The sequence below is a fragment of the Embleya australiensis genome (genome assembly GCF_051903075.1).
Taxonomy (GTDB): domain Bacteria; phylum Actinomycetota; class Actinomycetes; order Streptomycetales; family Streptomycetaceae; genus Embleya.
On the sequence record NZ_CP182423.1, the window covers coordinates 3,960,074 to 3,983,556 of the forward strand.

Genomic DNA, 23,483 nt, shown 5'->3' on the forward strand with positions numbered 1-23,483 from the left:
TGTTGCGCCGACCACGTTGCCGGCGGGACGGGTTCGCTCGCGTCGGCGAATCCCGCCCGGACAGATCACCTAGACCGATCGGTGATACGTCAACAAACTAGGCGGGAATTGCTGTCACGTCAACAACCTGCCGCGGCGCGGCGCGCGGCACGGCCGCGTACGCGACGAAGCCGCCACCTCGGGAGAGGCGGCGGCTTCGTCGCGTACGGGTGTGAAGTGCCCGTGTACGAGCGGCGGGTCAGTGCCGGGCGAGGGCATCGAGCATGCGGGCGAGGAGCGCACCCAGGGTCTCGACCTCGTCGCGGGTCAGCGGATCGAAGAAGTATCGGCGCACGGTCTCGACGTGCTCGGGCGCGGCGGCCTCGATGGCGGCCCGGCCCTCGGCCGTGACGCGGACCATCGAGCCGCGGGCGTCGTCCACGCACGGCTCCCGGGCGACCAGGCCGCGCTTCTCCATCCGGCTGATCTGGTGCGAGACCCGACTGCGTTCCCAGCCGAGCACCGCGCCCAATTCGCGGGACCGCAGCACGCCCTCCACCGACTCGGTCAGCGGCGCGAGCACCGCGTAGTCGGCACCGGACAGCCCGGAGTCGCGATCGAGTTGACGCTCCATCGCGCTCTGCAGCTCACGCCGCAGGTCCCGATACGTCTTCCAGATCTCGGCCTCTCGCTCGTCGAGCCAGCGCGGTTCACTCATGATCCGAAGTTATCAGGAGGTTGATGCGTCACCAATGGCGCCGTCACCGGCGCGTCCGCCTCCGGCGACCGCTCGCCGATCAGCCGCCGCACCCACCGTGCCCGGGCCGTGCGCGCCGCCCGGGACAGTTCCGCCTCGGGCACCAGCGCGTCGAAACCGTGGAACCCACCCGGCCACACGTGCAGTTCCGCCCGTCCGCCGGCCTGCCACAGACGCGCGGCGAAGGCGACCACCTCGTCCCGGAACGTCTCCGCCGAGCCGACGTCGAGGAGGGTGGGAGGCAGTCCCGACAGATCCGCCGCGCGGGCAGGAGCCGCGTAGGCCGGCACGTCCGGGTCGCTGCGGCGCCGGCCGAGCAGCGCGGTCCAGCCGGTGTCGTTCGAGGTGCGGTCCCACACCCCCAAACCGGCCATCTGCCGGCCGGAGGCGGTGTCGTTGCGGTCGTCGAGCATCGGGCACGCGAGCACCTGCCCGGCGATCCGCGGACCACCCCGATCCCGCGCACGCAGCACCGCGCCGGCCGCCAGCCCCCCACCCGCGCTGGCGCCCGCCACGATCAGCCGCTCGGGGTCGACGCCGAGTTCGGCCGCGTGCTCCGCCGTCCACGACAACCCCGCGTAGACGTCGTCCGCCGCCGCCGGGTAAGGGTGTTCCGGGGCGAGTCGGTACTCCACCGACACCAGCACAATGCGCAGATCCCGTACCCAGTCGAGCATCTCGCCGATCAGGTTGCGGTTGTCGCCCAGGATCGTCCCGCCACCGTGACAGAAGTACACCGCGGGCCTCGGCCACGAGACCCCGGCCGGCCGGCACACCAACAAGGACACCTCCGGCGCGCCCGGTGGGCCGGGTATGCGGCGCTCCACGAACTCGACGGCGCCGCCGCGCCGCAGTTCCTCGTCCGAGGTGCGCAGCGCCGCCAGTCGGGCGCGCAGCGCGGGGATCATCTCCGGGCGGACGGTCGCCGGCATCAGCTCGGCCAACGGCGCCAACGCCGGGGCCAGCTCGGGATCGAATGGCGGCGGACCGACCTGCCCGGTCGGCGCGCCGAAAGGCGGGGAATCGGTGGTCATCGGTGCTCCCGGGAAGGGCGTGGAGAAAGAGTCGGACGCGGGATTCAGCGGGTGGTCTGGCCGCCGTCGACCACGTAGACCCCGCCGGTGACGAACGAGGCCAGTGGCGAGGCGAGATACAGCACCATGCCGATCAGCTCCTCAGGCTGGGCGACGCGATGCAACTGCGGCCCCGCCAACACGAGTTCGCGTTTCGCCGGGTCGTCGAGCCAGGCCCGGGTCATCGCCGTCTCGGTCAGTCCGGGAGCGAGCGCGTTGACCCGGATCCCGGCGTGCGCGTAGTCCACGGCCGCGGCCTTGGTCAGGCCGACGACGCCGTGCTTGGCCGCGACGTACGGAGCCATGTCGGGGTCGCCGATCAGGCCCGCGACCGACGCGGTGTTGACGATGGCGCCGCCGCCGGCGGCGGCCATGTGCGCGAGTTCGTACTTCAGGCACAGGAAGACGCCCTTGAGGTCGACCGCGATGGCGCGGTCCCAGTCCGCCTCGGACTGTTCGGCCAGCGGGGCCGGCGGGACGAAGACGCCCGCGTTGTTGAACGCCACGTGCAGGCCGCCGAAGGTGGCGACAGTCGTGGCGACCAGGTGCTCGACATCGCGGGCGACCGAAACGTCGGTGGGCACGAACAGGGCCGTGCCACCCTCCTTTTCGATCAGCAGGACGGTCTCGGCGCTGCGGTCGTCGACGTCGCCGATCACCACCGTCGCGCCCTGTCGGGCGAAGCCCAGCGACACGGCCCGGCCGATGCCGGTCGCTCCGCCGGTGACCAGGATCACCTGGTCGGTGAAGTCGAGAAGTTGCTCTGCCATGTCGGTTCGCTCCTCGTGGGCCGCAGCCCGGTTCAAAAGGTGACGGTCACCTTGCCGCGCACGTGTTCCCGGGCGAAGGCGGCGATCGCCTGCCGCGCGTCGGCGAAGGGGTAGTCGGCGCTCACCGGCACGCGCAGTCGACCGTCCGCGACCTGGGCCGCGAGCTCGTCGAGCCGGCCCTCGGGCGCCGAAGCGCCTGCGTACACCGCGGTGACCCCGCGCTCGAAGGTCGGCGGCGGCGCCCCGAGCACGAACACCACGACCCCGCCCGCCCTGACCGCGTCCGCCGACCGCACCAGCGCGGCGCCGACGTGGACCACGTCGATCACCGCGTCCACGCCGCCGGGCACCCGACGCAGGGTCTCGTCGGTGGTGTCCACCGAGCCGTAGTCGACGACCACGTCGGCGCCCAGGTCCCGCAGGTAGCCCTCGTCCTCGGGCAGGCCGGTGGCCAGGACGGTGGCGCCCGCCCGCTTTGCGAGCTGGACGACGAACGACCCGACGCCGCCGGTGGCACCCACGACGAGCAGGGTCGACCCGGGCCCGAGCCGGGCCGCCCCGACCAGGCTCGACGCGGTCAGCCCGCCGGTGGCCAACGCCGCCGCCCGGGCCGCGTCGAGCCCCGCGGGGCGCAGCGCGAGCCCGGGAGTGTCGTCGATCACGACGTACTCGGCCAGCGCGCCGGAACCCAGGCCCAGCCAGGCAAACACCGGATCACCCACCGAGAACCGGACGACGCCCTGCCCCACCGCCTCCACCACGCCGCTGACGTCCACACCCGGGACGAACGGGTGGTCGACGGGCATGACCTGCCTGAGGGCTCCCGTGGTCAGCACGACGTCCGCCGCGTTGACCGCGGCCGCCTCGGTGCGGACCAGGACCTGGCCCGGTCCCGCAGTGGGAATCGGAAACTCCAGGACGGCCAGGTCTTCGATCGGTCCGTAGGACCGCGCGGCGAGTGCCTTCACGATGCCCTCCCCAAGAGGTATCGGTGGTGTGTCCACCAACCTCGCAGGACGAACCGGCTCCTCGCGTCGGCGATATCCACCTAACGGGGCCGGGGCGCGGGTGCGCGGCCTCACACGGCGAACCGTCGATCGCGCAGTTGTCGGCGCGAGGTGATGCCGAGCTTGCGGAAGATGTTGCGCAGGTGGGCGTCGATGGTGCGCGGGCTCAGGAACAGTTGGGCGCCGATCTCCTTGGAGGTGGCCCCGGTGGCGACGAGTTTGGCGATCTGGAACTCCTGGGCGGTCAGGCGGGTGGGCGTGTCGCCGGTGCGTTTGCGGGCGTGCTCGCCGGTGGCGGCCAGTTCGCCGGCGGCCCGGGCGGCGAAGGCGCGCGCGCCGATGGAGGCGAGTGCCTCGTGCGCGGCCTGAAGGTGGGTTCGCGCCTCGACGCGGTGCCCTTGGCGGCGCAGCCACTCGCCGTAGAGCAGGCGGGCACGGGCGGCATGTACGCCGGCGTCGGTGCGGTCGAGCCGGGTGATCGCCTCGCGGTAGAGGTCGTCGGCGGCCGGGCCGTCGGCGAGCAGGGCACGGGCGCAACGCTCGGCGCCCAGCGCCCAGTCCGTTCCTGCGGCTCGGGTGACCTCCGCGAGCCGCTCCAGTACCGGGGCGGCGAGGTCGGCGCGGCCGGCCCGCACGGCGGCCTCCACGAACTCGGTGGGTATGCAGGTGAGGAAACCCATTTCGTCGAGGTCGGCGGGTACCCGGATCGCCTCCAGTGCCGCCTCGTAGCGGCCGAGTCCGTTGTAGAGCACCGCTCGGGCGAACTCCAGCGCGGTGACGAGTCTGCCCTCGCCGTGCTCGATCGCGTCGGGCAGCGCGAGTTCGACGAGGTGCAGGGTGCGTTGCTCGTCGCCGCGCCAGGCGGCGAGGGTGACGTCCACGTACACCAGTCCGGGCACCCCGACCTCGGCGGCGATCGCGTACGCCTCGTCGACGAGCGCCCAGGCGTCGTCGAACTCGCCGGTGTGGATGTGCGCGAGTGCTCGGTAGCTCAGTGCCACCGGCAGCACGGGCAACGCGCCGCCCGAGCGGGACAGTCGGACCTGGCGCTCGGCCAGGACCTGCCAGGACGGGCCGTCCCACAGGTCCATCGCGGCGCTGCACGCGATCCACAACTCGCCGGTGCCGTGCTCGTCCGTCTCGCTGCGGACGTAGGCGTCCACGGCCCGGCGCAACTGTGTGGCAGCGGCGGGGAATCCCTTCTCGACCTGGACGCCCAGCCCGTCGACCAGCACGTCCAGGGCGCGAGCCGGCTCCGGGGCGGGCGGCAGTGCGCGGGCGGCCTCGGCCACGTCGAGGGCGCTCGGCCGGTCGGCGAAGCGCCCGACGAAGACCGCCGCCGCGAGCGTCTCCAGGAACATCTCGCGGGCCGCGGCCGGGTCGAGCCCGACCGTGTGCCGCGCGGCGCGCAGCAACTTGGCGACCGCAGCCCGATTGCGCCGGGTGTCGAAGGCGATCCGCGCGCGCAGGGTCTCGGCGGCCACCTGTCGGGCGGCGTCGGGCGGGCCCGCCTCGGCCGCGGCCACCAGGTCCGACGCCACGTCGACGGCGCCGACGTCGCGTTTGGCGTTCGCCGCCGCGAGGGCGCGGTCGGCCCGGCGTCCGGGATCGGGGGTGAGCCGCGCCGCCTCTGCGAGGAAGGCGGCCGCGGCCGCGATTCCCCCGCGTGCTCGGGCGCGTTCCGCGGTCCGCTCCAACGCCTCGGCGAGGTCCTCGTCCGGTCCGGTCGCCGCCAGCGCGCGGTGCCACGCCCGGCGGTCGGGATCGGTGCGATCGTCGGTGGCTCGGGCCAACGCACCGTGCACCGTACGACGGTCCTCCGCGGAAGCGGAGCGGTAGACGCCGGAGCGCACCAGCGGATGGCGGAAGCGTACCCAGGTGCCGACGGACAGCAGTTCCGCGTCCTCCGCGGGTGCCGTCGCCCGTATGTCGATCCCCAGGGCCTGAGCCGCGCGCCACAGCAGCAGCGGATTCCCGGTCGGCTCGGCGGCCGCCGCGAGCACCAGCATTCGGGTGTCCGCGGACAGCTCGCACAGGCGTGCCCGGAAGCCGGCCTCGATCCGGTCCGACGTGGTCGTCGTGTCGGGGGGCGCGAACCCACCCGCGAGGTCGGCGGTGCGCGGGAGTTCGAGCAGAGCGAGCGGATTCCCGCGCGCCTCGGCGATGATGCGATCGCGCACGGGGCCGTCCAACGGCGCACGGACCCGGGTGGCCAGCAGCCTGCGGGCATCCTCTTCGGTCAGCCCCGACAACGGCAGCTCGCGCAGCCCCGACAGTTCGCGGCGGTCGCTCTCCTCGCGCATCGCGAACACGAAGGCGACCGGTTCCTCCCGCAGTCGGCGGGCGGCGAAGGCCAGAGCCTGCGCGGACGCGCGGTCCAGCCACTGTGCGTCGTCGACGACGCACAGCAGTGGCCGCTTCGTGGCGGTCTCCGACAACAGGCTCAGAACTGCCAACCCGACCCGGAAGGGATCCGGCACGCCGCCGACGCTCAGGCCGAACGCGGCGCCCAGCGCGGCGGACTGTGGCTGCGGCAGTCGATCGATGCCGGACAGCATCGGCACACACAGTTGATGCAGAGCGGCGAAGGCGAAGTCGGTCTCGAACTCCACGCCGGACGCCTCCAGGACGCGCGGCCCCGGCGCCGACCGGACGGCTTCCAGCAGCGCCGTCTTGCCGATGCCCGGCTCGCCCCGCACGACCAGGGACTCCCCGTGCCCGCCGTCGAGTCGCGCAAGCAACCGATCCAGCATCCGGAATTCGCGCTCTCGGCCGATCAGTCGTGTTCGATCGGCCCTATCCCGGCGTGGCTGTTCCACCGTGAACTCCGCCCTGTTCCGGGCGGGTTCCATGGCACCCCGCCGAGCCGTCGTCCCCGGGTGCGGTCGCGCGCGTACCGACCCGAAGGCGACCTTCGCGGAGTTCGCCCGGGCGGGAGGACCCGACCTTTTGGTGACGTGACAACAATAGGGGAAGTTGGTGACACGTCAATATCTGCGGCGCGTCGGGGGCTTGGGATCGGGAATCCCGGAACAGGGGCGGCCGGAGCGGGGCGAGAAGCAAGGATCGCGGGCCGAGCGCCGAGGGTCGGACAGGCAAAGACCGCAGACCCCCGACGCCGACATGGTCGGCCGAGGGGCCGCGGTCCGCGGTTCTGTCACCCCAGGCGCTACTCCTTGCCCAGGAGCTGGAGTTCCCAGGCCAGGCTCGTACCGAAGCTGCCGCCGTGCGCGAACAGGATCTCGGACATCCCCGGAACGGTCTCTTCCCGGGCCCAGTCCCGCTGCCACTCGGAGATGACCGTCCCGGCGGTGGTCGGGATCACGCCCGCCTGCACCATCCGCTGGACGCCGCGCTCGTGCGCCTCCACCGTGGTCGCGCCGGACGCGTCCGTCACCGCGAAGACCCGGTAGCCGTCGCCCATCGCGTGGATCGCCGGAAAGGCCAGGCATATGTCGGTCCACAACCCCGCGATGAGCAGGTCCCGGCGCCCGGTGGCGGCCACGGCCTCCACGACCCGCGGGTCCTCCCACGTGTTGATCGTGGTGCGGTCGATCGGGCTCTGGTCGGGGAACACCTCCCGGAGTTGCCGGATGAGCCGCCCGCCGCGGTCCTGGACCACAGTGGACAACACCGTGGGAACCCCGAACAGCTTCGCGCCCTTGGCCAACGCCGTGACGTTGTTGACCACCAGATTGGGATCCATGCTGTGCATGCCCGCGAACTGCGCGCCCTGATGGTCGATGAGCAACAGCACCGACCTCTCGGGCGTGAGCAGTGCGTCGAGGCCGGTGTAGGTGATGTCGTTCGCCGCCATGTGCGAGTCTCCCGAGGATCGGTGGGCATGCGCGGCCCCGACGATGAGGCCGTCGATCACCGAACCTGCCACTCGGGCCCGGGTGGTCGCGTCGGCGACCGTTGCGTAGGCGCGGTACGTAGCCGCCCGAACGTGGCACGCATCCGGTCGCACGATCCCGACGCAGCCCCGCGCACCCCGGCCCGGGACCGCCGCGCGCCTCCGCGCCTCCAACACCCACGTTCGGCGGTCCCCGCTCGCACCGGATGTAGGCGACGACGACCGACCCGACCCGACCGGCAGCGGGGACAGGGTGGCCGGGTGTACCGGCTCTCCCGGACGGAGGATTCGTTCCCATGCGCGACGACCCGCACCTGCTCGACGAGATCGTGATCCAAACCCGGGACGACGGCTCGTGGGCGGTTCGACCGCTCCGGGTAGTCGTCGTGGGGGGCCAGGCGTACGTACGCTCCGCGTTCGGCACCCGCGGCCGATGGTTCCGCCGCGTGTGCGAGGACGCCGCGGTCCGGGTCGAGACCCGCGACGGGATCGCCCCGGTACGCCTCGAACCGGTCCACGACCCCGATCTCGACGATGGTCTCCCAGGCGTATCGCACCGAGTACGGACCACGTTGGCCCTGGTTCCACCGCGCCGACGGCCACCACACCGAGACCGACCGCCGCCGCCTGACCGGCATGGAAACCTGGTTCACCACCCCGACCGACGACCTGCGGACCGCGCCACCGCGCTGGAAGATGGCCACCACCGCAAGCCTCGGGATCTTCCCACTGTCCGTGCTGTCCGCCACGTCTCGCTTCCATTCCCCCAGGCGCACGTCCTTCCTCCGTTCGTCGAACGTCATCACGGTCTCCGCACGCTGTTCCGCCGCCGCGCTGAGCGCGTTCTCGAAGGCCTGCTCCCGGGCGCCGGTGCGTACCGACCCCGGCGTCGACGAACGGGGTAGGTACACGTCCGGGTTCGGTTGTCCGGGGTGGATCGGCCGGGTGGGCCGTCGGGCGCCGCACCACACGGTCCGGGTGCCGTCGGCACCGATGTCGAGGCCGAACGTGTCGAAGGCCGGCCTGTCGGCGGTCGTCCACCGGGACCAGGCCGCCGCGGTTTCTTCCCCCAGGCGTCGGGGCCCGTGTCGACGCACGCAGAAGGCGTCGAGTCGGGGGCCGTCGTAGTCCACCGTGGCCCAGGAGGTCAGCGCGTCGTCCCGGATCCACAGCCGGGAGCGGAAGTCGTCGCCCGGCTCCGGATCGTCGTTCCAGTGGGTGCGCAGGCCGGGCAGCACCAGGGCCATGACCGCCTCGGCGCGTCGGTCGCCGCCCGCGACGTCCCACCGCGACAGCGTGGTGCTGCCCGTGTCGGGGACGTCGCCCGCTCGCACCACGGTCGCGGCGACGTCGCGCACGCGCGAGCGGTGGCTGCGCATCGCCATGAACGCCCCACCGTGCGCGAACCGTCCGCGCACGCCGCCGTGGTGATCCGGCGTCAGGACGACGTTGCCGTACGCGGCCCACGCGGTGGCCCACGGGTGACGATCAGGCCGCCCGGCGTCGTCTGCGCGATTACGCCGAGGTTGCGGTGTTGCGCCACCGGCTCACTGTCTTGGAACGGCAGTTCGGGGACCGGCGGCCGCGGTTCACCGGGCCGGCCGGGCCCGGCTCGCCGCGCTGGTGCACCCGGTGCCGCGCCGGGTGCTGCGACGGCTCCGCACTTGCGGCCTGACCACCACAACGAAAGTGTCCGTCGAAGCGGAGCAAGCTCAGTGGTCGTACGCCGCCATTTCGGCGGCCGTCGGAGGGTCCGCGCCAGGACGTGTGCAGGTCAGGGCCGCGGCCAGGGACGCTTCGGTCAGGACGTGTGCGAGCAGGTCGTGGTCGAGACGGGTGGTCAGGTCTTCGGCGCCCAGGAGGGCACGGCGATGGAGCGCGTGGAGCATGCCGGCGGTGTAGGCATCGCCGGCGCCGACGGTGTCCGCGACCGTCACGGGGGGTGTGGGGATGTGGACGGTGCCCGTTCGGCAGGTGCCGTGGGAGCCTTTCGCGCCGAGGGTGACCACGACCGCGGCGGGTCCGCGTGCGAGCCAGTCCGCGGCGACGTCGGCGAAGTCGCGGGAGGGGTACAGCCAGCGGAGGTCCTCGTCGCCGACCTTGACGATGTCGGCGAGGGCGACGAGCGACTCGATCCGGGTCCGGGCCGACTCGGGATCGCCCATCAGCGACGGACGGCAGTTCGGGTCGTACGACACGGTCGTCCGGCCTCGTCCTCGACCCCACTCCCGCTTGCGCGCCCGCTCGACGAGCGAACGCACGACGGACGCGCCCGGCTCGAGCATCGCCGCGATCGAACCGGTGTGCAGGCAGGTGGAGTCGGCCGAAAGGAAGGCCCCGCCCGGATCCCAGGTGATGTCGAAGTCGTAGGACGCCACCCCGGATTCGTCCACCCGGGCCCGCGCGACATTGGTCGGACCGTCGTGCACGGACCCGGGAGAGACCGCGACCGAGCTCGCCGCCAGGTGCTCGGCGAGCAGGGCACCGTACGCATCCCGCCCGAACGCCGTCACCAGCCGGACCGGCGCGCCGAGCCGCCCGAGCCCGACCGCGACGTTGGCCGGACTTCCGCCCGGGTGCGCCACCGCTTCGCCGCCGTCCGACCGGACGATGTCGACGAGCGCTTCGCCCGCCACGGTGATCACGGGCCGACCGCCCCGGAGTCGTGCGGGACGAGCCCGACCCCGATGCGGCGCAGCGCCTCGGCGGGGGAGGGTGCGGCCGGCAGTCGGGGCAGCAGGGTGGCCTGTGCCGCGTGGTAGGCGTCGGGTTTGCCGGCCCAGACGGTGGCCGAGGGCCGGTTTTCCGGGTCCAGTTCGTGGTGCCAACTTCCGCGGGCCCGGTCGAGGAAGTGGGTGTCGGCGTGGGTCCACCACCTGCGGTGCCAGTGGTCGTAGTCGGGGTCGCCGGTCGCCCGGTGCAGGGCCGCAGCGGCCATCAGGGCCTCGGCGAGGACCCAGTGCATGCGGGCGCGGACGATCGGTTTCCCGTCCCAGTCCACGGTGTAGAGGAAACCCGGGCGGCCGTCGGCGTGCCAGCCCTCGCGTACTCCGGCGGCGAACAGCGCGGCGGCGTCGTCGAGGAGCCATCCGGGCGGGTCGGGCAGGCACGCGGCGAGACAGACCAGGAGCCGGGCCCATTCGAACCAGTGGCCGACGGTGGCGGCGTAGGGACGGAACGGGTCGTCGGGGAGCGCGCGGTTGTATGCGTACAGCGGTCGCCACGAGGTGTCGAAGTGTTCGATCAGCCGCCAGTCGTTGCCGCGCGCGTGTTCGTGGACGACGCGTTCGGCGATGCGCAGTGCGCGTGTGCGCCACACCGTGTCGCCGGTCGCGTCGGCGGCGGCGAGGAAGGCCTCCACGGCGTGCATGTTGCTGTTGGCGCCCCGGTAGGCCTCGCACGTGGTCCACGTGTCGTCCCAGGACTCGACGCAGGCGCCCTCGGTCTCGTTCCAGAAGTGGTGTTCGAGGATCTCCAGTGCCTCGGCGAGGAGTACGTCGGCGCCGGGACGCGCGGCGGTGGCGGCGCTCGCGGCGGCCAGGACGACGAAGGCGTGGTCGTACGCGCGTTTCCCGGTCGTGAGGGGTCGGCCGCCGGGGTCGACGCACGGGTACCAGCCGCCGTGTTCGCCGTCGCGCAGCAGGCCCGACAGCGCGGCGATCCCGTGATCCAGCAGCGGCGCGGTGTCGGGGATCCCGCGCAGGTGGGCGAGGGCGAACACGTGGGTCATCCGGGCGGTGATCCAGGTGTGCACGGCGCCGTCGGTCGCGGGAACACCGTCGTCGTCCAGTCGGCCGAACCCGCCGCCGGCCAGACGCGCGCCCCGTGCGAACGTCACCAGTCGCTCGAACTCCGCGTCCAGCCACTGCGGTTGGCCGGGTGTCTCCGGTGATGCAGCCTCCATGTCGCTCCGTCTCCTCATTCCCGTCGACACACGGACGTCGTTGTCGAAGGGTGGTGGTGCCCAGGCGGTCGGCCATGGGTTTCGGGGTGATCGGCCGGGCGGGGCCGTGGACCGGGCATCGCCACGGGGCGGCCCGTGGGATGTGTGCGGTTCGGCCGAGGCAGTGCGTGACTCGCGGCTGTAGAGCGCGGCCCTGGAACCCGGACGGGTCAGACTCTAGACAGCGACGTGCATTCGGAACAAGATTTCATCCAGATGTTTCTGATTCATCTGAGAAAGAGTGCGGACCGCACGGGCCTGCAACCTGGGCAAATGCCCTATCGGAGGCCATCTCGCGCAGCAAATACATCTGATGTACTCCTTGCACTTGCCGGTTCATCCCTCCTAGAGTCCCGACACATTGCGATGCGAGGTCTGAAGGGACACTCTCCGATGAAACTGCTCCGGGTCGGACCTGTCGGCCACGAGGTACCGGCGGTGCCGGCAGAGGACGGACGCCTTCTGAACCTGTCCTCGGTCACGGCCGAGATCGACGGCCGCTTCCTGGCGGGCGATGGTGTGGACCGGGTGCGGACCGCTCTGGCGCGGAACCTGCTCCCGGAATTGGACGGTACCTACGAGCGCATCGGGGCACCCGTGGCCCGCCCGGGCAAGGTGGTCTGCATAGGCCTGAACTATCGCGACCACGCGCGGGAGACCAACGCGGACATCCCGACCCGGCCGGTGGTGTTCATGAAGGACCCCGGCACCGTGGTCGGCCCGTACGACCGGGTGCTGATCCCGCGCGGGTCGGTGAAGACCGACTGGGAGGTGGAACTCGCGGTGGTCATCGGGCGCCGCGCCCGCTACCTGGACACCCCGAAGGAGGCCCTGGCCTGCGTGGCGGGTTACACGATCAGCAACGACGTGTCCGAGCGGGAGTTCCAACTCGAGTACTCCGGTCAGTGGGACCTGGGCAAGTCCTGTGAGACCTTCAACCCCCTGGGCCCCTGGTTGGTCACCCCGGACGAGGTCGCCGACCTGCGGAACATGCGGATGACCACCACGGTCAACGGCGTCCCGCGCCAGCACGGCACCACCGGGGACATGATCTTCGACGTGGCCCACCTGGTCTGGTACCTCAGCCGATACCTGGTCCTGGAACCCGGTGACGTGGTCAACACCGGGACGCCCGCAGGCGTCGCACTGGGCCTGCCCGACCATCCGTACCTGCGTCCCGGTGACACGGTCGTGCTCGGCATCGACGGGCTCGGCAGCCAGCAGCAGACCTTCGCAGCGGCCTGAGAGGACGACCATGAAAGAGCTCGCGGGCCTGCGGGCCATCGTGACCGGTGGCGCCTCGGGCATCGGCCTGGCCACCGTCGACCTGCTGGTCGAGCGCGGTGCCAAGGTGGCCGTGCTCGACCTCGCCCCCGGCGGGTTGCCGGCACCCCTATTCGGCTTCACCGCGGACGTCGGCAACGACAGCAGCGTGCGCGCCGCGGTCGCGGCGGCCGCGGAGTCGCTGGGCGGCCTGGACATCCTGGTGAACAACGCCGGAATCGGCGCGGTGGGCACCGTCGAGGACAACCCGGACGAACAGTGGCGGCAGGTGCTCGACGTCAACGTGCTCGGCATCGTCCGCACCACCCGCGCGGCACTGCCGCACCTGCGCCGGTCGGCACACCCCGCGATCGTGAACACCTGCTCGGTCGCCGCGACGACCGGGATACCCCAACGGGCCCTGTACTCGGCGAGCAAGGGCGCGGTCTACGCGTTGACCCTGGCGATGGCCGCCGACCACGTCGGAGAGGGCATCCGGGTCACCTGCGTCAACCCCGGCACCGTGAACACGCCGTGGGTGACCCGGCTGCTCGATCGTTCCCGCGACGCCGCGGCCGAATTCGCCGCGCTCAACGCCCGTCAACCGCACCGCAGGATGGTCGCCGCCCACGAGGTCGCCGCTGCGATCGTCTACCTCGCCGGCCCCATGGCGGGCTCGACGACCGGCACCGCGCTGGCCGTCGACGGCGGCATGGCCGCCCTTCGAACGCGACCCGCCCCGGGCTGACCCCGAAACACCCGGCCGGACTTTCGGGGTCGCCCCTCCCCAGGCGGTCCGGCCGGGTTCCCCAGTGAGAGGCCCGAACCCCATGCGCAGCACATCGCCCGGCACACCCCTCGGACGCTCCGCCACGATCGTCGGCGAACTGTCACTGGGCGCCGCACCACTCGGGAACATGTTCCACCCGATCACCGACGAGGACGCGACCGCCACCGTCGAGGCCGCCTGGGCCTGCGGCATCCGCAGCTTCGACACCGCCCCGCACTACGGACTGGGTCTGTCCGAACGCCGGTTGGGGGAGGCGCTGCGCACCCGACCGCGTGAGCGGTACACGCTCGCGACCAAGGTCGGCCGCCTGCTGCGCCCGCGTTCCGGACCTCCCGAAGACGACCTGGCGAACGGCTTCGCCGTCCCGGCCACCCACGAGCGAGTGTGGGACTTCAGCGCCCGCGGCGTGCGTACCAGTGTCGAGGAGAGCCTCGCCCGGCTCGGACTGGACCGGGTGGACATCGTCTACCTGCACGACCCGGACGACCACGAGCGGGAAGCCCTCGACCACGCCTACCCGGAACTGGAGCGGATGCGTGCGGAGGGCACGGTCGGCGCGATCGGTGTCGGCATGAACCAGGCCGCGATACCGGCTCGGTTCGTCCGCGACACCGACATCGACGTGGTCCTGCTGGCCGGCCGCTACTCCCTGCTCGACCGGAGCGGGCTGGACGCGCTCCTGCCCCAGGCCGCACAACGCGGGGTGTCCGTGCTGGTCGGTGGGGTGTTCAACTCCGGCCTGCTGGCCGATCCCAGGCCCGGCGCGACCTTCGACTACGCCCCGGCCGCGCCGCGGTTGTTGGAGCGGGCCCTGGCGCTGAAGGCCGTGTGCGAGAGCTTCGACGTCCCGCTCCGGGCCGCCGCACTGCAATTCCCACTCGGTCATCCCGCCGTCGCCGGCGTCCTGCTCGGGGCACGCCGCGCCGCCGAGGTGGAGGACGCCGCCGCGATGATGAACCGTTCCATCCCCCACGACTTGTGGCTCGCGCTGCGTTCCCGGGGCCTGCTGCCCCGGGACGCGCCGCTGCCCGCCTCGCGCCCCGACCGAGGATGTCGCTGATGCCGATACCGTCGGCTCGCCCTCGCGGCAACGATCCGCTCACCGGCGGGAGAGAAAGCCCATGACCACCATCGACTCCCACCAGCACGTCTGGGACCTGTCGGCGCGCGCCCAGGACTGGATCACCGGTCCCGCACTCGCGCCATTGCACCGCGACTTCACTCTCGACGACCTACGCCCGCAGGCTGCGGCGGCCGGCGTCGACGCCACGATCCTGGTGCAGACGATCTGCGTACCCGAGGAGACTCCCGAGTTCCTGGCCCTGGCGGCCGGCGACCCGCTGCCGGCCGGCGTCGTCGGCTGGACGGACCTGACCTCGCCCGCGGTTTCCGAAGTCTTGGCCGAACTGCGCGCGCTGCCCGGCGGCGAACACCTGGTCGGCATCCGCCACCAGGTGCAGGGCGAGGCCGACCCGAACTGGCTGCTGCGGCCCGAGGTGGACCGCGGCCTCGCCGCAGTCGGGGCCGCCGGCCTGGCGTACGACCTGGTATTGCGCCCGGAGCAGCTGCCGGCCGCGATCGAGGCGGCCCGCGCCCGGCCCGAACTCACCTTCGTTCTGGACCACCTGGGCAAGCCCCCCATTCGCTCGCGCCGACCGGGCACCTGGGCCGCCGAGCTGCGCGCCCTGGCCCGGCTTCCCAACACCGTGGCCAAGCTGTCCGGGCTGGTCACCGAGGCCGACCGGCACGCCTGGACCCTCACGGACCTGCGGCCGGCGGTATCGGTGGCCCTGGACGCCTTCGGCCCGCAGCGGCTGATGTTCGGCTCGGACTGGCCGGTGTGCACCTTGGCGGCCGGGTACGAGCAGGTGGTCGGCACCACCCGCGAGCTTCTGGCGGACCTGTCGGCGCACGAGCGGGACGAGGTCTTCGGGGGTACGGCCACGCGGGTCTACGGCCTGTGACGCCCGGCAGACACAAGGGGGGCGGAGCGCCGCTGCCGTCCGCCCGGCTCACGTATCGCCCCGTGTCCTTCGGGGCGGAAAGCTCCAGGGGTCCGGAGTTCAGGAGTGAGCGTCGTTGTCGGGCAGGACGCGACGCCAGATCTCCCGTTGGAACTGCTCGGCGGTCATGCAGATGTGTTCGGTCATCAGGGCCTCGGCGTTGTTCGGTTCGCCGGAGGCGATGGCCGTGGCGATCGCCTCGTGTTGCCGCGCGGCGACCAGCAGCGACCCGCCCGCGACCCCGGCCAGTCCGATGACGCTGACCTGGCGCTGCAGGCGCCGCACGGCGTCGACGGTGGAGGCGAAGAACATGTTGGCTGCCGCGTCCGCGACGCCGACGTGGAACGCGTCGTCGGCGGCGGTGAAGCCCTCGAGGTCGTCCTGTTCCGCCGCCAGGACGGACTGCCGTGCGGCCTCGCGCACCACTTTCACCTGAGTCGGGGTGGCTCGCCGGGCGGCCATGCCGGCGGTGGTGGTCTCCAGGTGCCGACGGAACTCGAACAGTTCGTCCACCTGCTTGAGATCCGCGGGGAGAAACTTGTTCAACGACGTCTGCCAGGACGGCTGCTCGGGCTCGGCCACATAGATCCCGCGCCCCTTCTGGACGGAGAGTCGGCCCAGGGCGGAGAGGATCTTCACCGCCTCGCGGACCACCGTCCGACTCATCTGCACCTCGTCCGCGAGATCCTTCTCGGTGGGCAGCCGCGCGCCGGGTCGGAGCCCCGCCCCGACCACGTACTCGAGGATGCGTTCGGCCGCGACCTCGTACCCGGGACGATAGGCACCCTCCGCGCTCGCGAGGTCCTTCTCCGAGCGAGCCAAACGACTCTCCCCCTTCGCTCCCGCCGCCACGCGACGCACACTCGCTCCGATACCTACATATTTCACATACATCAAGCGGTAGATAATGTTCAGTGAAGCATAGCCAAACCTTGACGCCCAGGTCCGATGGCCTCAGCCCCCTCCCCTTCTCGGCTGGGCCGGGCTTCGGGGTATGTGTGAGATCCATTCGCGCGCATCGCATCCACCACGGTAGGGGCGGCCGCGCAGAAGATGGCCAATCCGACGAATACGGCGCCGAACGAGGAAAAGTGACCCGATGACGCGGATCACTCGAGGTGGAAGATCTCTTCGGCCGGCGCCCAACGCCGGCCGTCGCCGACGCTGTCCAGTGGCTCCTGGCAAGGGTCGGTGCGGGCCCACCACTCGCGGGTGACCGGGCACTCGGCGATCAGCGCGGCGTCCGCCGCATAGTCCTCGCCGGTGTACTCCAGATAGCTGAAGAGCAGGCCGTCGCGCAGGAAGATCGAGTAGTTGCCGATGTTGGCGCGCTTGAGCGTGGCCAGCACCTCGGGCCAGGCCGCCGCGTGCAGCGCGCGGTATTCGGCTTTCAGTTCCGGGCGCAGGCGGATGACCGCCGCGTGGCGTTGGACGGGCACGGTGCCGATTCCTTCCGCGGAAGAGTGGTCGGGGGATCCCGCCGGCCCCACCATCGGGGGGCCGGCGGGAGTTCGTCACCAGCCCGGCTGGTCGAAGCCGATGCCGGGGGCGTTCGGCGCCCGCACGAGCCCGTCGGCACCCACCGACGGCTCGCGTCGGACGGGGTTGGTGTACACCAGGGACTCGTAGTAGGTGGTGTTCGGGATCGCCATGCACAGATGGGCGTTGACCACTCCGCTGCCGTGCACCTCGGCCCGCAACAGGTAGCTGTCGGCCAGATGGGCGATGCGCAGAGCCCCGGTGATCCCGCCCTTGTACTGCGCACTCGTCCTGACCCGGCCCGCCGCGCCGGCCGCGATGAAGTCACCCACGTTCATGTGCGCGCCGTCGGAGGTCTCCGCGACCAGCAACGGGACCGTGACCTGCTCGGCCAGCCGGCGGTAGGCGGTCACGCTGAACTCGCGCATCGGCTCCTCGTACCACAGGTAGCCGGCCTCGGACAGCGCGTGACCGAGTCGGATGGAGTCGGCGAGGTCGAAGCCGGCCGAACCGTCGTACATCAGCGGGACCTCGTCACCGACGTGCGCCCGCAACTTTTGGCACAGCTCGGCGTCCGCCTTCGGGTCACCCCAGGCATGCAGCTTGATGCCGACGTAGCCCAGCTCCAGGCACTGGGTCGCGACGTCGAGGTACTCCTCGACGCTGCCGAAGGTGACCGTGCTCGCGTAGGCGGGGATGGCTTCACGGTAGGTGCCCAGCAGCCGGTGGACCGGTTGCTGGACGGCCTTGCCCGCCAAGTCCCACAAGGCCACGTCGACCAGACCGAGGGCATAGATCGGAAGCTCCTCGATCCGGTCCAGTTCCCACAGTCGCTCCCACAGCAGTTCGCGCATCAGTGGATCACGACCGACGAGGTCCGCACGGATGCGACGGTCGACCAGGTCGGCGACGATCACGCCACGCCGGGTGTGCGCCTCGCCCACCAGGCCCTCGTCCGTGTGGACGCGGAGGATGCCGCCCACCGTTGCCGGTTCCGAACCCGGCAGCCCGGCACGCCACCGGAAGGGCGGCTGAGCGGGCAGGTCGACCAGTTCCATCGTCACATCGGTAATTCGCATGGGTGTCCTTCACGGCTGGAAGTGCGGAGTTCAGGAGTCGGTGTCGTTGCCGGGGACGACGCGACGCCAGATCTCCCTGTGGAACTGTTGGGCGGTCATGCAGATGTGTTCGGTCATCAGGGCCTCGGCGTTGTTCGGTTCGCCGGAGGCGATGGCCGTGGCGATCGCCTCGTGTTGCCGCGCGGCGACCAGCAGAGACCCGCCCGCGACCCCGGCCAGTCCGATGGTCATGACCTGGAGTTGCAGACGTCGTACGGCGTCGACGGTGGAGGCGAAGAACATGTTGGCTGCCGCGTCCGCGACGCCGACGTGGAACGCGTCGTCGGCGGCGGTGAAGCCCTCGAGGTCGTCCTGCTCCGCCGCCAGGACGGACTGCCGTGCGGCCTCGCGCACCACTTTCACCTGAGTCGGGGTGGCTCGCCGGGCGGCCATGCCGGCGGTGGTGGTCTCCAGGTGCCGACGGAACTCGAACAGTTCGTCCACCTGCTTGAGATCCGCGGGGAGAAACTTGTTCAAGGACGTCTGCCAGGACGGCTGCTCGGGCTCGGCCACATAGATCCCGCGCCCCTTCTGGACGGAGAGTCGGCCCAGGGCGGAGAGGATCTTCACCGCCTCGCGGACCACCGTCCGACTCATCTGCACCTCGTCCGCGAGATCCTTCTCGGTGGGCAGCCGCGCGCCGGGTCGGAGCCCCGCCCCGACCAGGTACTCGAGGATGCGTTCGGCCGCGACCTCGTACCCGGGGCGGTAGGCATCCTCCGCGCTCGCGGGCACGGGGATCCTCTCTGATCGGGCCAACGACTCTCCCCCTTCGCTCCTGCCGCTACGCAGCGTCTGTCGGCACTATATGTTTCAGATACATCGGGCGGTAGATGTTCAGTGAACCATAACCAAACCCTTGACGCCTAGGTCCGATGACTTCAGACTCTCCCTATCTCAGCTGGGCTGATTCGCCCGCTTGTCGTCGCGACATCCGTTCCGGATGGCCCGCTCGGGCCGCACAATGTGCGGCGATCCTCCGGAGAGCCAGCCCGGACCGGCCTTGCGGCCCTGGTATGTATCAGATCTATATCGCCCGCATCGCACCCACTACAGATGGGACGTTCCCATGCACACTCGGCGCATAAGTGGACACACCGGCCGGCCCGGCAGACGCTGGGCGGCAGTCACCGCGGCTGCCGCTCTGGTTCTCGGCGCCGCTGCTTGTTCGGGCGGTTCGGATGGCGGTTCGGGCGGCAAGGTGGAGCTCACGTATGGGATCTGGGACGCGACCCAGCAGCCGGCCATGCAGCACATCGTCGACGCGTTCGAGGCGACCCACCCGTCGATCAAGGTGAAGGTCCAGCTCACGGCGAACAAGGAGTATTGGACGAAGCTTCAGGCCGATGCCACCAGTGGCAGTGCGCCGGACGTGTTCTGGATGAACGGCCCCAATGCCCAGCTGTACGAGTCGAACGGCATGCTGCTGCCGCTGTCGGACAAGCTCGCCGCCAACGGAGTGAACCTCGCCGACTACCCGTCGGGCCTGGTCAAGCTCTACGAGTACAACGGCAAGCAGTACGGCATCCCGAAGGACTTCGACACCGTCGGGCTCTGGTACAACAAGAAGCTGTTCGACGCGGCGGGTGTGAAGTACCCGGACGATACCTGGACCTGGGAGACCCTCCGGAACGCCGCCCGCAAGCTGACCGACGCCTCCAAGAAGCAGTACGGCATCCTGGCACCGGCATTCGGCCAGGAGAACTACTACAACACCATCTTCCAGGCCGGCGGCTCGATCATCTCGGCCGACGGGAAGTCCTCGGGCTACGACCAGCCCGCCGCCACCGCGGGCCTGAAGTTCTGGACCGACCTGATCAAGGACGGGTCCTCGCCGTCACTGAAGTCCATGACCGACACCTTCCCCAGTCAGTTCTTCGAGTCCGGCAAGGTCGCCATGTACTACGGCGGTAGCTGGAACAGCTCGGCGTTCGCCAAGAACAACGCGCTGAAGAACGACATCGACGTCGCCGTCCTGCCGCAGGGGACCAAGCGGGCGGTGGTGATCCACGGCCTGGCCAACGTCGCCTACGCCAAGACCAAGCACCCCAAGGAGGCGACCGCCTTCCTCGGCTTCCTCGGGTCCAAGCAAGCGGCGGAGATCGGGGCGAAGGAGAGCGGGGTCATCCCGGCCTTCAACAACACCCAGCAGGCCTGGGTGGACGCCACCCCGGAGTTCCACCTGAAGGCGTTCATGGACGAGGTGCCCTACGCGGTGCAGTACCCCACCTCCAAGAACACCTCCGTCTGGAACAACCAGGAGGCCACCACGTTCGCGCCCGCATGGGAAGGCAAGACCGATGTGGAGGCGGCCGCGAAGGAGATGGCCGGTCTGATGAATACGGCGCTGAGCAAGGAAAAGTGACCCGATGACACGCACTGCGGCTCTCCACTCCATGGGCCGCGGCGCCCGTGCCGCCCGCGCCACCAACCGGCGCGGGCGGCGCCCCGGCCGCCGCCGCCAGTGGGTCTGGGCCTACTTCATGGTCGCGCCGATGGCCATCGGCCTGGGGGTCTTCTACCTGTGGCCCATCGCCCAGACCTTCTACTACAGCTTCACCGCCTCCGGCCCGTTCGGCGGGCACACCTGGACCGGGACGGACAACTACAAGACACTGGCCGACGATCCGACGGTGTTCAAGGCGGTGCTCAACACGGTGACGTACACCGTGATCCAGCTGGCCGGAATCCCGCTTGCGATCATGCTGGCCGCACTGCTGAACCAGAAGAACCTGCGCGGCCGCACGGTCTACCGGGTGATCTTCTTCCTGCCCGCGGTCACCATGCCGGTCGCCATGGCGATGTTGTGGCGGTGGATGTACGACGGAAACTACGGCTTGGTGAACTACCTGCTGTCCACGGTGGGGATCTCGGGGCAGCACTGGGCCTCCGACCCGGACATCGCGCTGTACGCACTGGCCGCGATCGGCATCTGGATGTCCCTGGGCTACAACATGGTGATCCTCCTGGCCGGCCTTCAGGCGATCCCCGCCGAGTTCTACGAGGCCGCGCGGATGGACGGTGCCGGACCGGTGCGAACGTTCCTGCGCATCACCGTGCCCCTGCTCAGCCCGAACATCTTCTTCATCACCGTGCTGACGATGATCAACTCTCTGCAGATGTTCGATCTCGCCTACATGATGATGAGCACCCCGGGCTCCGCGGCCGGCACCGCCAATCCGGCGCTGCCCGAAGTCCGGTCGATCTCGTATCTCTTCTTCCAGAAGTCCTTCGTCGAGCACGACATCGGGTTCGGGGCCGCGGTGGCCTTCGTCCTGGTCGGCTTCATCGTCCTGATGACGCTCATCCAGTTCCGTCTGCAGAAGAGGTGGGTGCACTATGCCTGAGCTCTCGTCCCGCTCCGGCCCCGCGCGCCACAGGGCCCGGTCGGTGGCCACCCACACGGTGCTCATCTTCATGTCGGTGCTGATGCTCGGCCCGTTCCTTTGGGAGTTGGTCACGGCGCTCAAGTCGTACGCCGAGACCACCCGACTGCCGCCGACCCTCCTGCCGCAGGCATGGCAGTGGTCGAACTTCACCGCGGTGTTCGATGCTCTGCCCTTCGGGCAGATGTTCTTCAACACCGTGTTGATGACCATCGGACGGACCGCCGGCCAGCTGATCTTCTCCTCGATGGCCGGCTACGCCTTCGCCCGGATGCGGTTTCGCGGCAGCGGATTGCTGTTCGGACTCTTCCTGTCGGTGCTGATGGTCCCGGCTCTGCTCTTCCTCATCCCGCAGTACATGATCATCCAGGATCTCGGCTGGCTGAACTCCCTGCAGGGCCTGATCGTCCCGGGAATGTTCAGCGCGTTCGGCACCTTCCTGATGCGCCAGTTCTTCATGGCGCTTCCGTACGACGTCGAGGAGGCCGCGCGGCTGGACGGGGCCAACCCGTGGCAGGTGTTCTGGCATGTCGCGCTCCCGCTGGCCAAGCCCGGTCTGTTGGCGCTCGGGATCCTGACCGCGATGTGGTCGTGGAACGACCTGATGTTCCCGCTGGTGATCAACACCGATCCGGAGAAGATGACTCTCTCCGCCGGCCTGGCCACGCTCCAGGGTGAGCACTTCACCGACTACTCGGTGCTGATGGCCGGGTCGCTGATGGCCACCGCACCGATGGTCGTGGCGTTCATCCTGCTGCAGCGCCACTTCATCCAGGGCATCGCCTCCACCGGCAGCAAGGGCTAGCCCTGTCCCGCGTGGGATCGAAGACACGCCCCGAGCGCTGCCGGCGGAACCCCCCGAAAGGACAAGCGCATTGAACGACATCAGGCTCGGCGTGATCGGCCTGGGCAACCGCGGTGACGAACTGGTCGAGCTGGTCCACCGGCCCGGTTCGGGCTCGCTGGTGGCCGGGGTCTGCGACCGCGACCCGCGGACGCGGGCGCGCGCCGAGGAGCGCCTCGGTACCGGGGTGAGGACCACCGCGGACCACCACGAACTGCTCGACGCCGGACTCGACGGCGTGTTCGTGCTGACCCCGGACCACACACACGCGCAGATCGGCCTGGATTTCCTCACGGCCGGAATTGCGGTCTTCCTGGACAAGCCGTTGGCGATCACCACCGACGAATGCGACCGGTTGCTCGATGCGGCCCGGGAGCACCGGACACCGTTGTACGTCGGCCACAACATGCGGCACGCGCCGGTCGTGCTCGCCATGCGTGAGCTGATCACCAGCGGGGCCATCGGCGAGGTCAAGGCCGTCTGGTGCCGGCACTTCGTCGGCAACGGCGGGGACTGGTACTTCAAGGACTGGCACGCCGACCGACGCAATACCACCGGCCTGCTGCTGCAAAAGGGCGCTCACGATCTCGACGTCATCCACTGGCTGGCCGGCGGGTACACCAGGCGAGTCAACGCCATGGGTGCGCTGACGCTCTACGGCGACATCACCTCGCGCCGCGACCGCGGCGGCGAGCGGATGATCGAGTGGTTGTCGCAGGAGAACTGGCCGCCGCTCGGGCAGACCGGGCTCAACCCGGTGGTGGACGTGGAAGACCTGAGCATGATGCTGATGCAGTTGGACAACGGCGTTCTCGCGAGCTACCAGCAGTGCCACTACACACCGGACACGTGGCGCAACTACACCGTGATCGGCACCGAGGGACGGCTGGAGAACTTCGGCGACACCGAGGGGGCGGAGGTCCGGGTGTGGAACCGCCGCGCCGAATACCGCGCCGAGGCGGATGTGGTGGTGCGCGTGCACACCCCGCCCGGCACGCACGCCGGCGCCGATCCGGTGCTGGTCGCGGAGTTCCTGCGGTTCGTCCGGGAGGGCGGGGCCACCGTCACCTCGCCGGTGGCGGCCCGCGAGGCGGTGGCGGCCGGCTACGCGGCGACCATGTCGCTGCGGGACGGGGGAAGGCCCGTCGACGTCACCCCCGTGGACCCGAAGGTGGTCGCGTACTTCGAGCACGGCGAGGAGTAGGACCACCGAAG

The 23,483-nt window shown here is 70.6% G+C and carries 21 protein-coding genes; 9 read left to right on the plus strand and 12 right to left on the minus strand.

Annotated elements, in window-relative coordinates; all coding sequences use genetic code 11:
- Positions 1–238 precede the first annotated feature (238 nt).
- From ACMXN5_RS47645 to ACMXN5_RS47670, 6 genes are all read right to left on the minus strand, one after another.
- The gene (locus ACMXN5_RS47645; protein ID WP_439681129.1) at positions 239–697 is read right to left on the minus strand and encodes a MarR family winged helix-turn-helix transcriptional regulator; all 459 of its coding nucleotides are present in this window, start codon (positions 695–697) and stop codon (positions 239–241) included.
- On the minus strand, positions 694–1,770 hold the full coding sequence (locus tag ACMXN5_RS47650; RefSeq protein WP_439681130.1) for an alpha/beta hydrolase: 1,077 nt from the start codon (positions 1,768–1,770) through the stop codon (positions 694–696). Before ACMXN5_RS47650 ends, ACMXN5_RS47645 begins: the two co-directional genes overlap by 4 nt.
- Before the next feature lie 44 nt (positions 1,771–1,814).
- Positions 1,815–2,579, minus strand: coding sequence for an SDR family NAD(P)-dependent oxidoreductase (locus tag ACMXN5_RS47655; protein WP_439681131.1), 765 nt, complete (start codon positions 2,577–2,579; stop codon positions 1,815–1,817).
- Positions 2,580–2,611: 32 nt separating this feature from the next.
- A complete protein-coding gene (locus ACMXN5_RS47660; RefSeq protein WP_439681132.1) occupies positions 2,612–3,547 on the minus strand; it encodes an NADP-dependent oxidoreductase in 936 nt (311 codons plus the stop codon).
- 110 nt (positions 3,548–3,657) lie between these two features.
- Positions 3,658–6,438, minus strand: coding sequence for a helix-turn-helix transcriptional regulator (locus ACMXN5_RS47665; protein WP_439681133.1), 2,781 nt, complete (start codon positions 6,436–6,438; stop codon positions 3,658–3,660).
- Positions 6,439–6,755: 317 nt separating this feature from the next.
- A complete protein-coding gene (locus ACMXN5_RS47670; protein WP_439681134.1) occupies positions 6,756–7,403 on the minus strand; it encodes a hydrolase in 648 nt (215 codons plus the stop codon).
- A 335-nt stretch (positions 7,404–7,738) separates the two neighbouring features.
- On the opposite strand from ACMXN5_RS47670, the gene ACMXN5_RS47675 reads away from it, so the two are divergent.
- Positions 7,739–8,347, plus strand: a complete 609-nt coding sequence (locus ACMXN5_RS47675; RefSeq protein ID WP_439681135.1) for a DUF2255 family protein — start codon at positions 7,739–7,741, stop codon at positions 8,345–8,347.
- 807 nt (positions 8,348–9,154) lie between these two features.
- Here ACMXN5_RS47675 and ACMXN5_RS47680 read toward each other — a convergent pair.
- A complete protein-coding gene (locus tag ACMXN5_RS47680) occupies positions 9,155–10,087 on the minus strand; it encodes a carbohydrate kinase family protein (protein ID WP_439681136.1) in 933 nt (310 codons plus the stop codon).
- Positions 10,084–11,346 carry an AGE family epimerase/isomerase gene (locus ACMXN5_RS47685; protein ID WP_439681137.1) on the minus strand — a complete coding sequence of 421 codons (1,263 nt, stop codon included), beginning with the start codon at positions 11,344–11,346 and terminating at the stop codon, positions 10,084–10,086. Before ACMXN5_RS47685 ends, ACMXN5_RS47680 begins: the two co-directional genes overlap by 4 nt.
- A 432-nt stretch (positions 11,347–11,778) precedes the next feature.
- Here ACMXN5_RS47685 and ACMXN5_RS47690 point away from each other — a divergent pair, with 432 nt between their 5' ends.
- The 4 genes from ACMXN5_RS47690 (at position 11,779) to ACMXN5_RS47705 (ending at position 15,402) form a co-directional block, all read left to right on the plus strand.
- Complete coding sequence (locus ACMXN5_RS47690; RefSeq protein ID WP_439681138.1) at positions 11,779–12,630, plus strand: fumarylacetoacetate hydrolase family protein; 852 nt, start codon at positions 11,779–11,781, stop codon at positions 12,628–12,630.
- Positions 12,631–12,640: 10 nt separating this feature from the next.
- Entirely contained in the window at positions 12,641–13,396 is a 756-nt protein-coding gene (locus ACMXN5_RS47695; protein WP_439681139.1) for an SDR family NAD(P)-dependent oxidoreductase, read from the plus strand.
- Positions 13,397–13,478: 82 nt separating this feature from the next.
- Entirely contained in the window at positions 13,479–14,498 is a 1,020-nt protein-coding gene (locus ACMXN5_RS47700; protein WP_439681140.1) for an aldo/keto reductase, read from the plus strand.
- Between the two features lie 61 nt (positions 14,499–14,559).
- A complete protein-coding gene (locus tag ACMXN5_RS47705; RefSeq protein ID WP_439681141.1) occupies positions 14,560–15,402 on the plus strand; it encodes an amidohydrolase family protein in 843 nt (280 codons plus the stop codon).
- 99 nt (positions 15,403–15,501) lie between these two features.
- Here ACMXN5_RS47705 and ACMXN5_RS47710 read toward each other — a convergent pair whose 3' ends face one another.
- The 4 genes from ACMXN5_RS47710 to ACMXN5_RS47725 all read right to left on the minus strand — a co-directional run bounded on the left by ACMXN5_RS47710 (position 15,502) and on the right by ACMXN5_RS47725 (position 18,773).
- Complete coding sequence (locus ACMXN5_RS47710) at positions 15,502–16,263, minus strand: FadR/GntR family transcriptional regulator (protein WP_439681142.1); 762 nt, start codon at positions 16,261–16,263, stop codon at positions 15,502–15,504.
- Between the two features lie 287 nt (positions 16,264–16,550).
- Positions 16,551–16,880, minus strand: coding sequence for an L-rhamnose mutarotase (locus ACMXN5_RS47715; RefSeq protein ID WP_439681143.1), 330 nt, complete (start codon positions 16,878–16,880; stop codon positions 16,551–16,553).
- 75 nt (positions 16,881–16,955) lie between these two features.
- On the minus strand, positions 16,956–17,999 hold the full coding sequence (locus ACMXN5_RS47720; RefSeq protein ID WP_439681144.1) for an enolase C-terminal domain-like protein: 1,044 nt from the start codon (positions 17,997–17,999) through the stop codon (positions 16,956–16,958).
- Positions 18,000–18,029: 30 nt separating this feature from the next.
- Positions 18,030–18,773 (minus strand): FadR/GntR family transcriptional regulator, encoded by a 744-nt coding sequence (locus ACMXN5_RS47725; RefSeq protein ID WP_439681145.1) that lies wholly within the window; start codon positions 18,771–18,773, stop codon positions 18,030–18,032.
- 466 nt (positions 18,774–19,239) lie between these two features.
- On the opposite strand from ACMXN5_RS47725, the gene ACMXN5_RS47730 reads away from it, so the two are divergent.
- The 4 genes from ACMXN5_RS47730 to ACMXN5_RS47745 all read left to right on the plus strand — a co-directional run bounded on the left by ACMXN5_RS47730 (position 19,240) and on the right by ACMXN5_RS47745 (position 23,472).
- Positions 19,240–20,403 (plus strand): ABC transporter substrate-binding protein, encoded by a 1,164-nt coding sequence (locus ACMXN5_RS47730; protein ID WP_439681146.1) that lies wholly within the window; start codon positions 19,240–19,242, stop codon positions 20,401–20,403.
- 4 nt (positions 20,404–20,407) lie between these two features.
- Positions 20,408–21,385, plus strand: a complete 978-nt coding sequence (locus ACMXN5_RS47735) for a carbohydrate ABC transporter permease (protein WP_439681147.1) — start codon at positions 20,408–20,410, stop codon at positions 21,383–21,385.
- Entirely contained in the window at positions 21,378–22,229 is an 852-nt protein-coding gene (locus ACMXN5_RS47740) for a carbohydrate ABC transporter permease (RefSeq protein ID WP_439681148.1), read from the plus strand. The genes ACMXN5_RS47735 and ACMXN5_RS47740 overlap by 8 nt, the downstream gene beginning before the upstream one ends.
- 70 nt (positions 22,230–22,299) lie before the next feature.
- Positions 22,300–23,472, plus strand: a complete 1,173-nt coding sequence (locus ACMXN5_RS47745) for a Gfo/Idh/MocA family protein (RefSeq protein ID WP_439681149.1) — start codon at positions 22,300–22,302, stop codon at positions 23,470–23,472.
- The last annotated feature ends 11 nt before the right edge of the window (positions 23,473–23,483 follow it).